This is a genomic window from Streptomyces sp. CA-181903, assembly GCF_050937075.1.
Lineage (GTDB): Bacteria > Actinomycetota > Actinomycetes > Streptomycetales > Streptomycetaceae > Streptomyces.
Genome location: NZ_JBNJLY010000001.1, coordinates 2,282,679 through 2,295,301, shown reverse-complemented (window position 1 = coordinate 2,295,301; position 12,623 = coordinate 2,282,679). Strand labels below are relative to the sequence as shown.

The window sequence follows — 12,623 nt, the reverse complement described above, 5'->3', positions numbered from 1 at the left end:
CGGTGAGTACCGGCAAGGCACACTCCTTTGGGGCGCCTCCGCGGCCGGAGAGCGCCGCCGGAGCGACAAGCAGAGGGGAAGTCCATGGTGACTGAAGGACCCGGAGACGAGGACGAAACCGAGTACGGCCTGCACCGGCTGGAGCAGGCGGAGCCGCCCACGGAGCCGTCGTGCTGGCCGCACAACGGCAACTCGTGTGACTGCGAGCCGGCGGGCCTGGACCAGTACCTGGAAGGCGAGCTGGAGTATTCGACGGAGCCGCCGTTCGAGCCGGGCGCGCGCTACCCGTCGAATGACCCCGACCTGTGGCCCCGGAACCCGCGATAGATCAGGCCGAGGCCGACAGGTACCCGGAGAGAAGGAGCTCCGACTGAGGTGAGAGCGCGACGACACGGACCTGGTCGCCGTCCCGATAGGTCAAGCTTCCCGGAACACCGTCGACCGCCGGGTGGTAGTCCCCGCGCGACAGTCCACTGAGCACCCTGTTGGGCAAACCCTCACGAAGCGCCAACGACAGCGCGAGGGGCACAGCAAGGTCGAGCCCGTCGTCGGCGAGCGCGCCGCCCACCAGAGCACCGGCCTGCTCCGCCGACATGATCTGCGGTTGTTCCGTCATCGCGCCAGTATGAAGGCGGGGCGGCCCCGCCGGAAAGGGCGTTTGCGGCAGGGCCCGGCACGGTACCCTCCGAACCCATGACGGATCCGTTCCTCGCCGCTCTTGAGCAGGCCACCCGAACCGTCGTGGCGCGCGTCCGCGGCACGGTCCCGGCGCCGACTCCCACGGCAGCGACGCCGCCCGGCGTCGCGATCAGCCACCGCTACTGCTGCGATCCGGACCGGGCACTGTGCGGGACCGACCTGGACGGCTTGCCGCAGGCGGGGGAAGGGGAGCAGGGCTGCGTCGTGTGCGTGGACCTCGACGAGGGCAAGGTGGCCTGCCCGCTGTGTGACGCGGACGAGCGCGCGTCCTGAACCCCTCGGCGGCCCTGACACCCGTCCGGAGAACGCCGAAGGGCCGCCGGACACGAGGTCCACGGCGGCCCTTCAACGGACCGATCAGGCGACCGGGTACGAGCCGGTCACCGTGATGATCTCCGCCTCCTTCGCGCCCTCGACGTCGCCGTACAGGTGCTGGATGTTCAGCACCTGCGCGCCGTTCGACGGACTGGTCACGCGAAGGCGGTCGAGCTGCGAGCCGTCGGAGCCGGCGTACATCTGAGCCTCGCCCGTCCACACGCCGTGGTCGGCGTCCCGGCCGTCAAGGCTGAGGTTGAAGACGTAGCGGACGCCCGTCGCTGCGGGCCGCGGCAGCGTCAGGCCGAAGCCGCCGGACGAGGCCGCGTTCGTCTCCTTCTTCGCGACGATCTGCGCGGTGAACGTCACCACGCCGCCGCTCTCAACGTAGTGGCCGGAGCCGACCGTGCCGTCCGTGCCCTTCACGTTCGTCAGCTTCGGGGTCCACTGGGTCATGGGGAAGTCCTCCTGTGTCGCGGGTCCTGCCGAAAGAGGCAGGTCCCGGCACTGTGGAGACCCCGGGCCCCTACCGTCGCGCGCTCACCGCGGGAGCCGGCGCCGTCGGGTTCCCGCACGCGGTGCATCGGCAGTGAACCTGCGGGACGCCGTCCGGAGGGGGCCGATTCCGCCGAGGCAGCAATGGGCCCTCCGGGAGAACAGGTCCCGCCCCGGCTACGGACCGGCCTCTCCGCAGGCCGCGCACCGTTCCGCCGTCTCGTCAAGGATGATCTGGGCCTTGTCGTGGCAGTCTCGGCAGGCGGCCTTGGTGCCGCCGCATATGGCGGCTGCGAGGGCGTCGATGGCGCCGGTGCGGGCGATGTTCAGCAGGGTCGGTGCCTTGCTCTCGCACGATGGGCACGACCTGATCTTGCCCTTTCGGCGGCCGCAGGCGATCAGGGCTACCTCCCCCAGCAGCTTCGCGGACGGTTCGGTGGTGGCGCTCACGTGCGGCCTCCCTTCGAGGACTCGAGATTGAAGCGGGTGACCGGCTGCGCGCCGGCGTTCCTGCCTGCTGGTGAACACGCGCCTCCTTGCAGTACGGGCAGCGGGAGGCGACGAACCAGCGTAGCGGGCTGACCCTCGCCGACGGGGTGACCTTGAGGATCGTCGGCCATCACGTGCAGTACGGGGCCTCCGCGCGAACGGCGCGTCGACGAGTCACGAGACATGTGGCGTTTCGCCCCATTTCGACCACCGAAGCGGCCGCCCGCCGAGCTCGGCCAGCAGCCGTCGCCCCTTCCCGTCCGGCTCTGGCGCCGGGGGCGGAGAGGCCGGGGCCGCGCCCGCAGGCAGCACCCGGGCCGTTCCCAACCCGGGCCCGTTTCGCAGCGCCTGCAGGCACGGCACGCACAGCCGCCCCTCGTCGACCGGTCCGGACCAGGGCCGTACGCCCGGCGCGGACTCGGCGTCCGGTCGGCACTCCACGGGCACGGTGAACATCGCGGCGGCGGGCACCTGCGCGCCTTCGACGGCCACGTGCAGTGTCAGTCCGCCTGCCGCCCGCACGATGGCGCGTCCAGCCCACGGCGCGGTCGATATCTCCACGGCCAGAGCGGTCATGCCCCGCCCTCGATCCGTGGCGGCGCCATCACGAAAACGTGCCGCCGCCGACACCCGGCCCCGGCAACGAGCGCGCGGCGCTCCGTGCGCCAGGACCGAGAGATCCGGCCGTCGCCACAGGCCGGGCACGGGACCTCGCTGCGGACCGTCACGACGGTGTCGGCCTGCGGGGGAGGGAAGAGCGGGAGCCCGGCGGCGAGCGCCAGGGCTTCGGCAGCTTTGGGCTGGAGGCGTATGTAGACCGGCTCCGAGTCCAAGGCGGTGGCCTTCTCCACCACCCCGTCGGAACGCGTGCTCGGCGTCAGCCCGCCAACACGGCTGATACGCCGAGGCGCGGAGTCGGCAAAGGCAGGGCTCATGGGAGGGGCATCTCCTCTGCTCGGCACGTTACTTCGGGTTCGGCACGGGGGCGTCAGGACGGACAACCAGCCGCGTCAAGGGCCGGTCGTCCCGCACGGCGTTCCAGGCGGACACCAAGTAGGACAGGTGGCGCTCCCACGCGATTCGGCCTTCCTTGGCCCGTTCGGACGTGACCCGCGAGCGCAGCGCGAGGATCGGGTGGCCGCTGGAGAGTTCAACGCCGTCACCCAGGCGCTGGAAGAACCAGGTGCACTCATCGGGGTCGATGGCGTTGAAAAGGAAATGAGCAGTGCCCAGCGCGGATTGGGGAATATGCGGGAAGGCCGCGCGGGTTCGCAGGGCTATTTCGGCGGAGCGCCGGATCTCGGGGTGCTTTTCCAGAAGGGCCCGGGACTCCGTGGTGGTGGGGCTGATGCGGCGGGTGAACCGGCGGTCGCCCTGCTGCCACGACCAGACCTTGCGGAGAACGGCGGCGACCGTGATGGCGTTGGTTTCATCCGCGAGGGACAGGGCGTCTGCCGTGGTGCGGCGCATCCCGGAGTCCATCGTCGTCTGCGCCTCAGGGGGCAGCCCTCCGACGATGAAGGTGGTGACCGGCTCGTCGGCCTTCACGACGGCGTGGAGGCGGTGCTGGCCGTCGAGCACGTTGCCGTTCATGTCGAGCTTGATGGCCTCCCCGTTGAGCGGCCAGGTGCCCGCCTGGATGTCGCGCACGTAGTCCTCGACCATCGCCGGCCGCAGGTTGCGGTTCTTGGTGTTGCGGCGAAGAAGTCGGACGGCCAGTTGGGGGTGCAAGTCGATGATGTGGGCGCTCGGGCCATCGGAGTTCGCCAGCAAGCGGTCCAGGTCGCGAAGCGTCTTGGGGACAGGGTAGGCAGGGGCCTTCACGGCAAGTGCAGCGCTCATCGGAGGGGCATCTCCTGGTAGGGAATTTCGACGTACGGGGAACCCCTGAGCGGAGCATCCCGTGTCTAGGTACGCGCAGCCGCGAAACTTGTTACACCCAGCCGCCACCAAGGCCGGCGCTGCTGACGCGGTCAGCAGAGCACGGATGACGAAACACCTGAGCGGGCGGCCACCGCCCCGCCGTGCGCCGGAGTGGCTGTCGCGGCCCGAAGGTCCCAGCGAGGAAGCAGCCGCGCCTGCTTTACCGATCGGCGCAGCGCGAGCAAAAGGTGTACATATGGGCGAATCCGCTGGCCTCGATGTCCGCGCGGGTCCGCAAAGTCATGTACGGCTCCCGGAAGGCGTCACGCGGTGTTATCGCGCTGTACGTGCGGATGGACGGGTCGCACAGCGCCTGCCGGTCCGCGCCGAACCGGTGCAAGTCATATCTGCTGGCGATGGTCCCCGCCCACCCGCGCCCCTCGCTCGTACTCATCTGACCGCCTCGGTCCGCTGCTCGACGGTTCCGGGTTGGCGAGGGCCGGCGGGATCGTTGGGGCCGAGGAGGGGCAAGGGGTGGCCGACGTCGGCAAGGACCTGTTCGGGGATGCCGTGATGCAGCAGCGGGAGAAGGCGCTTGTGGTAGTCGAGGAGCCCGAAGCCGTCGACAGGCCACAGCCGGGTCTCGGCGAACGGGATGCCGACATAGGCCAGGCCATCGACCCAAGTGGGATCGATGACCGTGCCATCCGGACGAACACACCACGCGTGGGCGAGCGGAAGGTGGCCACCGAAGACGTCGGAACTGGCGAAGCCCTCGACGTAGATCACGCCCTCACGGCTGTGGTGCTCCAGGGCGTAGCGGGCGGCGTTGGCGTAGCACTCTCGCGCCGGCATCCTCCCGAGCCCGGCCGGCGGCGCCGTGGCGGTGAAGCCTCGACCAAGATCGAGGACAAGGTGGAAGGCCGTCTGGTATGCCCAGTTCTTCGTGCCGGGGTACACCCCTTCAAACCTCTGAGCACTTTCGTGGATGGTCGCCAGCAGGCGATCGAGAGGGCGGTGCCGCGATATCTCCGGGCTGCGATAGGGCATGTCAGGTCTCCGCCCGCGTGGGTTCCGGATGGTGAGGGCCGCTGAGGGCGACGGCGCTGGCCTGGCGCTGGGGCCGGTAGCGATAGCGGCTCGGCGGCTTCGGCTGCGTGGAAGGATACGAGGTAGCGAAGTCCCGTCGGGCAATTCAACACCAAAGGATTCACGCCTTGAATGTGAACGCGGGAAACGAAGGGGCCGGGCCCAACTGCGACGACCGTCCGTCCGACCTCCACCGGCTCGCTCCGCACGGATGGGACGCCTCCGACCCCACCTGGGGCGAGCGGTACGCCGCCGCGCCCGACCAGCCCTACCCTCTCGCATGCGACGAGCCCGAGGTCATCTCGCCTGTCCCGTCGGCCACGGCCTGGGCGACGCCGCGATGGTGGAGGTGTCCGATCTGCGCTCGCGAGAACAGCGCCTTCGTCGCCGAAGCCGCATACGCTCGGGACGCCAACGGCCGGTCTACCGCGGAGGCTTCGGCGCCTGTCGCCTCCCTCGTGACCATGTCGACCTGCGGCCACGTCTTCCGCGCCGCTCCGTGAACGCCGCCAAGTGAGATCGCTACCCTCGTCATCGACCCCGGCGCCCGCCTCAGGGCGACCGCGGCAGCCGGCCGAGCACCCGGGTCGAGAACCGCACCCGTGGACGGGGGCCCGGCCGCGGCGAGCCGGTCGCGGTTGAGGTCCACGAGGACAGCGTCGCGCTCAACCACAATGCCCTGCCCTCACCAGCCTGAAGGAGTTTCCCTTGAGCACGACTGAGCCGACCTCCTGGCCCGCCGAGAGCGTCCAGGCCGAGGAGCTGATTGCGTTCGTCTCCGCGCGGATCGAGGCCCTGGGGTCCGACCCGGGGGCGGCGGAGAACCTCGCCGCCGGGACGTCCGACCTGCTGGAGGCGTACAACGAGATCCTGCCCCGCCTCGCCGGCCTGGGCCCCGACTACGCGACCGGGGTTGTCGACGGGCTGGGCAACGCCTTGCGCTACCTCGCTACCGCCTGGCACCACCACCCCGACTACCGGCTCTACTTCGCCCCCCAGACCCCCGCCACCCCCGCCGCTTGGTCCGCCGGGGCGCTCCAAGGGGAACGATGACCCCCGAGGAAGCGGTCGGACACCGCCTCCACCCGCGGGCGATCGAGGGGGCCGGGCTGCTTCGCTCGAAGGGCTGGATGCGCCCGCTTTAGGGTTCCCTTATGAGTGAGACAGGTCCCGCAGGGGCGCGGGCGACCTCGCGTGAGATCGAGATGGTCAAGCTGATGCTCCGTATCGCCGCTGACATCGATCGCCTTGATGACCTGAGCGATGGGCAACCATGGGACGTGCAAGCCAGTAACAAGTTGGTCGCCCAACGTGACAGCTTGCGGGCGCAGGCGCGGCAAGCCGCATGGTTCAGGCGGTGTCCGGTGCTAGCAAAGATCGTCGCCGAAGCGGAAGGCGGCTGAGGGAGGGCGGTCGTCGGGGCGGGTCTCGCCGTGTTCGACAGGTCGAGGCGGCCACGCCCTCGGGGCGAAGTGCTGCAGCGCCGCACGCCGAGTAGGTGAGGAGCCGAGAAGTCCACGGGCCCGCCGACTGCAGGGGCTGCCTGCGCGCCCTCCCGGGAGAACCAGCGACTGCCGCCGGCCTTGGAGCGGTGCGCGGCGGAAGCCTTGTCACTTATATTGACGAGTGACCTTACCGTGTGGTGAGGCCGGCCGAGAGGGGGAAGTGCCCAGTGGGGAGCATCCAGCGTCCAGGCGCCCTGTACCAGCAGGTCGCCGCCGAGATCCGCAACGCCATCTCCGCCGGAGAATTCCCGCCGGGAGCACCGCTCCCCTCCGAAACCCAGCTCATCGAGCGCTACAAGGTCTCCCGCCCCACCGTCCGCAACGCCATCGCCGCCCTCCGCTCCGAAGGGCTGATCGAGGTAGTCCACGGCAAGGGCAGCTTCGTCCGCCCCACCCCCGTTCCCGCCCTCACCATCCACCGAACGATCACCCGCCACGACAGCGCGACGTACGTACTCGGACACCGGTGGGAGACCGCCGAGCCGCCGCAGGTCTACCGCACGGAAACGACGGCCGCCACGGGCCCGCTCCTGGAACTGGGCGAAGGAGAGGCGCTCGTCGTCGCGGACCGGATCTTGGCGGACCCTTCTGCCGGCACCCGAGCGCTCCATCGCACCCTGATCCCGGAATCCGTCATCAAGGGGACGCCGCTGGCCGACATGCCGGACGCCGATCCCGAGAAGGTCTACGCCGAGCTTGCTGCTGCGGGCCGAGACCTGACGTGGACCGAGACCGTCAGCGCGCGCATGCCCCAGCCCGAGGAACGCGCCGCACTGGGGATCTCCGAAGCCACCCCGGTCCTTCGCACCGTGCGCGTGACGTACGACGGAACCGCGCGCCCCATCGCGGCGGAGGAGCTCCTCGTCGACGCCGCGCTCGCCCAGGTCGCCTTCCGCATCACCGCTGCCGAGGACGCTCCGGCCCCCTCCTGACCCTATGCTGCCACCACGTCCTGAAGAGGGAGCAGCGGACGGCACACGTTGCAGTCGGTGATCACCTGCCGGTTCCGGTCCTGCCGCTCCAGCTCGATGAGAACGTCGGCGCGGCGCAGCGTCGGCTGGCCCGGCATGAAGCAGTCGCCGTAGTGGAGGTAGCCGACGAACCGGCCGGGCGGGTGCGGGATCCGCTGGATCCACCACCGCGGCGCGCTGTCGTCGAGAGCTGCCTGGGCGGCACGGACCTGGGCGAGCTGTTGGACAAGTCGCTGCTCCAGTGCCTGAAGGGCGATGGGATCGGTGGGCAGCTTCTCGTCGTCCATCCTCTCAGCCTACGTCGCGTCCGGGTGGCTGGTGGACTGTCCGTCCGATGTGGTCGGCGGGTAGCCGTACCTCGCTCGGATCTCGGCGTCGTACTGCGCGTGCGGCCCCAGACCCATCGTGGCGCGGCGCTCATCCAGCCGGGTTGGGTCGACGACCGGCCGAGGCCCGAAGCGGCCCTTGTTGTCGTCGAAATATTGCGTTCCGTACGTCTGCTGGCGCTGCTGGGCGACCTGGCAGCGATCGGTCAGGTAGGCGAGATGCCGCGGCAACGCCTCGCCGGCTTCCACGGCTGCGGTCAGGAGCTGGAGCCCGTGCAGTTGGAAAGGCAGGTCCCGGTCGGCGTGCTGGATCAGCAGCCACGCCGCATTCGCAGCTTCTTCTCCTACGAGGGTGTGTCCGGGCCAGCCGTGTTCGGCCACCACGGTCTTGAGCCACGCGGTGTTGTCCGCATCCACCGCGCGCATCGCCTCGTAGTCCGACTCGACATCGTCCTGGCCCTCGCGGACCCCGCGGGCGTGCTGGTCGACAGCGACGCGCCGCATGAGCTCGGCAGCCAGCTCGGGGTTGAGCGGGTTCGTCATCGCGTCTCCTTCTCCCGTGCGTACATCAGCACCGCGAGCGAGGCGCCGGACAGGACCATCCGCCCGTCCATGGCGGCCAGGACCGCGTCGGGCAGCGGCCACCACTCGAGCGTCATTCCGGTCTCCGTGCCGTTCAGCTTCTGCCGGCCGATGGTCAGGCCCGAGGCGGCGTACATGTGGAGGCGGCAGGTGTTCTTGGTCATCAGCGCGGTCTCGCCCAGGCGCCGCCAGGTGGTGGCGGTGATACCGGCCTCCTCGGCCAGCTCCCGCCGGGCCGCCGCCTCCGGGGTCTCGTCCGGCTCGATCGTGCCGCCGGGCGGGGTCAGCACCTCGCCGTTCACGTACGAGGCGTACCGCACCAGGGCGATCCTTCCCGCGTCGTCCTCCGCGACCGCAAGTGCCCCGTCGGGGACTTCGACAACCCGGAATCCGCTGCGTGCTCCGTCCGGCTGGATCACCTTGTCCTCGTGTACCTGGAGCCGGCCCTGGGCGTAGGCAGTGCGGCGGGACAACTGCACCCACCTCGGCATGATCGTGGTCATCGGTGATTCCCTCCCAGCTCGGTGATCTCGTGCAGAAGTCCGGCGGAGAACTCCGTAGCCCACTGGTTCACGCATCTGCGGGCTCCTCTCCCCTCGGGGCGGGCATTTTCGCGGTCGCGTACTGCGCTGCTTCGATTTTGAGGAGTTCACTGTGGGCGGGCGCTGTAGCGTAGCTGTACGGCCCGCACACCCCCGCGCTGTGATGAGTAGCGGCGGCTAACGCGGCGTCCAGCCGTTCGCGCGGGCTCAGGCCAACTGGGGCCGTGGCGTGAAGGGCACCGAGGGCCAAGTCGCTGCCACAGCCCACGGCTGCATAACCGTCAGCCGGCTCGCCCACTTGGTAGTCACCCCCGATGACGAAAAGGCGTCCATAGACGCCGACAAGGAACGTGCCGGCCCACTCCTGCTCGGAATCCTTACGCGCCCAGCCGCCATCCTTCAGACACGCGCGCACCTTGTCCACGAACTTCGTGGCCATAAACCGCTCAAGGTCGCCCTTGGGCCTGGGTGCCTTGAAGGCATGGTGCAGCAACTGGCCCATGCGGAAGCTGGTGGTGAATCCCATGGCATAGCGGCCGTTTCGGAAAACCTTCGAGTCCTTACGGATCGCGATGGACAAGCTGTATTTCGAGACTCCGGCGGAATCCCCACCGATATGCACCTGGTCTTCGTGGACCAGGCCGACGATCACGGTCATGCTTCCCCCTACGCTCGTGCCGTGCGAACGACGTGACGGTGCAGGTACTTCGGGTCCTGGGATGCCTTCATCGGGTGACCGGCCCGTAGGCCGCGGCCGGCGCGCCTGTGACGAGCGCCCAGTAGCGGTCACGGTATGACCAGTGCCACCACTCGCTTGGGTAGTTCACGAACCCCGCGTTCGACATGGCGGTAGCGAGAATCCGGCGGCGCGCTCGGTGCAGGGAGGTGATGTTCGCGGCGTCCATGTAACAGGCGCCCTCGCTCTCCTCCGGCGTGGCGTTCATTCGGGTCCCCAAGTCCAGTTCCGCCTCGCTGGAGTCGGCGAGGGTGATGTCGATTGCTGCGCCGGCGGGGTGCGGGGCGACATCGGGCGGAGCGACGTAGCGGCTTGCCGCCCTGTGGATCTGCTCGTCCGTCCATTGCGGGTTCTCCGCCTGTAGCTGCTCGGCGTACTCGGCGAAATACTGCTCCTGGAGCCGCGGCGGCCGGTAGCCCTCGACCAGCAGCAGGCGCAACCCATCAGGAAGGGCGGTCTGGGCAGACAGAAGCCGCTCAAGGACATTCCTGCGCACGTGCGCGTAATGTCCGGCCGCGTCCTGCCGGCTTTCGTCAACCAGAAGCCCGCTGCCGCGCGCGTCGACCAGTCGCTCGCCACACTCGCGCACGGGTATCGCCGCGACCTTCGGGTCGGACATGAGAACGATCTCATTCATGCGACGTCTCCCGCGTAAAAGTCGTTCAGCGCACCGGCCTGGGCGATCAGTCCCGGGAGGCTGGCCTGTACCGAGGGCGGCATGAACCGCAGACCGTTGAGTTCGTCCACCGGGACCCACGCGGCGCCGGTCTGCACGTCGTCCGGCACGGTGGCGCCGAGCGTGTCCGGCTCCTCGACGAAGCGGCACCAGAACAGGGCCTCGACGCGGTGAACGTGCGGCGTGCTCGGGCTTCCCGGGTGGTTCCACGGGATGTGTTCGCGCAGCTTGATCACGGGTCCGGCGGCGACGCGGACACCGGTTTCTTCGAGAACCTCGCGTTCGATGCAGGCGGCCAGCGTCTCGCCGGGATGTTGTCCACCCCCGGGCAGCCAGTAGGTTCCGGGCTCAGGCCAGTCGCCCCGGCCCAGCAAGATGCGGCCGTCACGGACGACGAGGCCGGTCGTCGAGATCCGGATGTAGCGATCGCTCAAGGTCCCCCTCCTATCGGTCCTTGCTGAGTTCGTAGAGTTCCTGGAACAGCCCGCCGGCGATCACGAGCTGTTCGAACGAGCCATGCTCGATGATCCGGCCACGCTCCATCACGATGATCCGGTCCGCGATCCGGGTGTTGTCGAGCCGGTGCGTGACCACCACGGTGGTGCGGTCGTCCCGTTGACTGAACTAACTATGACGTTTTCGCAGGTCAGAGGACCTTTCTGCTAGCTTCCCGGCATGATCACTGAGGGAAGCTCTCCGCGGAACCTTGCGGACCTTGTCGTACCCGACGTTGGCCGGCTGATCGAGACCGACGATCCCTGGGAGCCGTACCAGCTCCTGGACGCAACTGGCACGGCCGTGGAGCCGGTCGCAGCGTACTTCGCCGAGTTGCAGGCCGCGCGGAACGTGGCCTCGACCATCCGCTCGTACGGCATGGACCTGTTGCGGTGGTATCGATTCCTTTGGGCACTGGGAATTTCGTGGGACCGCGCTACGCAGGGTGAAGCAAGAGATTTCTCGCGTTGGATGCAGATCGCCGACAAGCCTGTACGGGTTCATTGGCGGTACCGGGATCAGGAAGGCGCTGCGCCGTCGGCACAGAATTCGCCACGTAAACCGACACCGGGCACGCCGAATCCCGTCACTGGCAAGCCGTCGCCGGGGCGCAAGTACTCGGCGTCGACCCGTGCGCACTGCGAGACGGTGTTGAGGAACTTCTACGAGTTCCACCGGGAGTCGGGCACTGGGCCGGTCCTGAATCCCTTTCCGCTGGACCGGTCTCGCCGCTCTGGACGAGCAAACGCTCATCACAACCCGATGGCCGGCTTCAGGAATGAGCGACAGGGGCGTTACCGGCCAAGGGTCCCCAAGCGTATCCCTCGGAGGATCCCGGATGAGATGTTCAACGCCCTTTTTGCCAGCTTGAATCATCATCGCGACCGGGCCCTGCTGGCTTTCTGGGTATCCACCGGGGCGCGATCTGAGGAACTCCTGACCAGCAAGCTGCGCGACGCCGATCCAGGCCGTCAACTCATCGGGGTGATCCGGAAGGGAAGCGGCGACTATCAGCAGCTTCCCGCCTCACCGGACGCCTTCGTTTGGCTTCGCCTCTACCAGGAGGCGGCCTGGCGCCTGGGGGCGCCACGAGGCCGCAATCAGCCGCTCTGGTGGACTTTGCGGCGTCCATGGCGGCCCTTGAATTACCATGCGGCACGCGCGATGTTCAATCGAGCCAATGACGCGCTCGGTTCAAATTGGACGCTCCACGATCTACGCCACACGGCAAGCTACCGGATGGCTCGCGATCCGGAACTCTCCTTGACGGATGTGCAATGGGTGCTCGGCCATGCGAGCTTGACGACAACTCAGATATATCTGACTCCCGACAAGGGTGAGGTAATCGAGAACGTAATTGCTTACCATGCACGACAGACGGAGAAACCGCAGAAGCCTGTGGAGCCGCGTCCCGGGCCGGGATATCGTCCCGAGGTTCTGGATACGCTACTTGGAGTTCGTCAGCATGCCCGTTAATACCCTCATCATGAACTCGGCTGCCACATCGAGTGAGAGCGATCGTGGCGCCAACGAGAAGCAGATGGTTAATGATCCTCGATGGGCTGAGAGGACAACCGTGGCTGACTGGCGGGAGACGGCCCTCCCGCGCCATGACGTGATCGACCATCTGACCCAGCCTTCTCTGAGCGGGTCCGCGCGAGGAATGGCCAATGGTCGAAGGCGCGGAGTGCTGAAGATGCTGGACTGGTTGGAGTCTTTCCCGGGGAGCACGTGGCAGGAACGCTGGGAAGCCAGCGGCTCAAATTCCCGTGGACAGCAGTGGATCGATGAAGCAGTCGAATGGTGGCAACTGCAGCGCCCACGATCCTCACGCAGGCAC

The 12,623-nt window shown here is 68.3% G+C and carries 19 protein-coding genes; 6 read left to right on the top strand and 13 right to left on the bottom strand.

Going from position 1 to position 12,623, the window contains the following annotated elements:
* The first annotated feature begins 84 nt into the window (after positions 1–84).
* Positions 85–327, top strand: coding sequence for a hypothetical protein (locus ACQEVS_RS10100; RefSeq protein WP_433018232.1), 243 nt, complete (start codon positions 85–87; stop codon positions 325–327).
* Position 328: 1 nt separating this feature from the next.
* Here ACQEVS_RS10100 and ACQEVS_RS10095 read toward each other — a convergent pair whose 3' ends face one another.
* Positions 329–616, bottom strand: coding sequence for a hypothetical protein (locus ACQEVS_RS10095; RefSeq protein ID WP_433018229.1), 288 nt, complete (start codon positions 614–616; stop codon positions 329–331).
* A gap of 77 nt (positions 617–693) precedes the next feature.
* Here ACQEVS_RS10095 and ACQEVS_RS10090 point away from each other — a divergent pair, with 77 nt between their 5' ends.
* The gene (locus ACQEVS_RS10090) at positions 694–972 is read left to right on the top strand and encodes a hypothetical protein (protein WP_433018226.1); all 279 of its coding nucleotides are present in this window, start codon (positions 694–696) and stop codon (positions 970–972) included.
* 84 nt (positions 973–1,056) lie between these two features.
* Here ACQEVS_RS10090 and ACQEVS_RS10085 read toward each other — a convergent pair whose 3' ends face one another.
* From ACQEVS_RS10085 to ACQEVS_RS10065, 5 genes are all read right to left on the bottom strand, one after another.
* Positions 1,057–1,470, bottom strand: a complete 414-nt coding sequence (locus ACQEVS_RS10085; protein WP_433018223.1) for a hypothetical protein — start codon at positions 1,468–1,470, stop codon at positions 1,057–1,059.
* Between the two features lie 216 nt (positions 1,471–1,686).
* Positions 1,687–1,959 carry a hypothetical protein gene (locus ACQEVS_RS10080; protein WP_433018220.1) on the bottom strand — a complete coding sequence of 91 codons (273 nt, stop codon included), beginning with the start codon at positions 1,957–1,959 and terminating at the stop codon, positions 1,687–1,689.
* A gap of 213 nt (positions 1,960–2,172) precedes the next feature.
* Entirely contained in the window at positions 2,173–2,574 is a 402-nt protein-coding gene (locus ACQEVS_RS10075; RefSeq protein ID WP_433018217.1) for a hypothetical protein, read from the bottom strand.
* Between the two features lie 387 nt (positions 2,575–2,961).
* Complete coding sequence (locus ACQEVS_RS10070) at positions 2,962–3,840, bottom strand: hypothetical protein (protein WP_433018214.1); 879 nt, start codon at positions 3,838–3,840, stop codon at positions 2,962–2,964.
* A gap of 471 nt (positions 3,841–4,311) precedes the next feature.
* Positions 4,312–4,911 carry a hypothetical protein gene (locus tag ACQEVS_RS10065; RefSeq protein WP_433018211.1) on the bottom strand — a complete coding sequence of 200 codons (600 nt, stop codon included), beginning with the start codon at positions 4,909–4,911 and terminating at the stop codon, positions 4,312–4,314.
* A gap of 747 nt (positions 4,912–5,658) precedes the next feature.
* Here ACQEVS_RS10065 and ACQEVS_RS10060 point away from each other — a divergent pair.
* The 3 genes from ACQEVS_RS10060 (at position 5,659) to ACQEVS_RS10050 (ending at position 7,387) form a co-directional block, all read left to right on the top strand.
* Positions 5,659–6,003, top strand: coding sequence for a hypothetical protein (locus ACQEVS_RS10060; RefSeq protein ID WP_433018208.1), 345 nt, complete (start codon positions 5,659–5,661; stop codon positions 6,001–6,003).
* 101 nt (positions 6,004–6,104) lie between these two features.
* Positions 6,105–6,353, top strand: coding sequence for a hypothetical protein (locus tag ACQEVS_RS10055; RefSeq protein ID WP_433018205.1), 249 nt, complete (start codon positions 6,105–6,107; stop codon positions 6,351–6,353).
* 269 nt (positions 6,354–6,622) lie between these two features.
* Positions 6,623–7,387 (top strand): GntR family transcriptional regulator, encoded by a 765-nt coding sequence (locus tag ACQEVS_RS10050; protein ID WP_433018202.1) that lies wholly within the window; start codon positions 6,623–6,625, stop codon positions 7,385–7,387.
* 2 nt (positions 7,388–7,389) lie between these two features.
* On the opposite strand, the gene ACQEVS_RS10045 is transcribed toward ACQEVS_RS10050, so the two are convergent.
* The 7 genes from ACQEVS_RS10045 to ACQEVS_RS10015 form a co-directional block, all read right to left on the bottom strand.
* Entirely contained in the window at positions 7,390–7,713 is a 324-nt protein-coding gene (locus ACQEVS_RS10045; RefSeq protein ID WP_433018199.1) for a hypothetical protein, read from the bottom strand.
* Between the two features lie 9 nt (positions 7,714–7,722).
* Positions 7,723–8,295, bottom strand: a complete 573-nt coding sequence (locus ACQEVS_RS10040) for a DUF6624 domain-containing protein (protein WP_433018196.1) — start codon at positions 8,293–8,295, stop codon at positions 7,723–7,725.
* Positions 8,292–8,837 carry an NUDIX hydrolase gene (locus ACQEVS_RS10035; protein ID WP_433018193.1) on the bottom strand — a complete coding sequence of 182 codons (546 nt, stop codon included), beginning with the start codon at positions 8,835–8,837 and terminating at the stop codon, positions 8,292–8,294. The genes ACQEVS_RS10040 and ACQEVS_RS10035 overlap by 4 nt, the downstream gene beginning before the upstream one ends.
* 67 nt (positions 8,838–8,904) lie before the next feature.
* Positions 8,905–9,534, bottom strand: coding sequence for a hypothetical protein (locus ACQEVS_RS10030; protein WP_433018191.1), 630 nt, complete (start codon positions 9,532–9,534; stop codon positions 8,905–8,907).
* Positions 9,535–9,601: 67 nt separating this feature from the next.
* Positions 9,602–10,249: a M15 family metallopeptidase gene (locus ACQEVS_RS10025; protein ID WP_433018189.1), complete on the bottom strand. Its 648-nt coding sequence runs from the start codon at positions 10,247–10,249 to the stop codon at positions 9,602–9,604.
* On the bottom strand, positions 10,246–10,722 hold the full coding sequence (locus ACQEVS_RS10020; protein ID WP_433018187.1) for an NUDIX domain-containing protein: 477 nt from the start codon (positions 10,720–10,722) through the stop codon (positions 10,246–10,248). The genes ACQEVS_RS10025 and ACQEVS_RS10020 overlap by 4 nt, the downstream gene beginning before the upstream one ends.
* Positions 10,723–10,732: 10 nt before the next feature.
* Positions 10,733–10,885, bottom strand: a complete 153-nt coding sequence (locus ACQEVS_RS10015; protein WP_433018185.1) for a hypothetical protein — start codon at positions 10,883–10,885, stop codon at positions 10,733–10,735.
* Between the two features lie 78 nt (positions 10,886–10,963).
* On the opposite strand from ACQEVS_RS10015, the gene ACQEVS_RS10010 reads away from it, so the two are divergent.
* On the top strand, positions 10,964–12,259 hold the full coding sequence (locus ACQEVS_RS10010) for a tyrosine-type recombinase/integrase (RefSeq protein WP_433018182.1): 1,296 nt from the start codon (positions 10,964–10,966) through the stop codon (positions 12,257–12,259).
* The last annotated feature ends 364 nt before the right edge of the window (positions 12,260–12,623 follow it).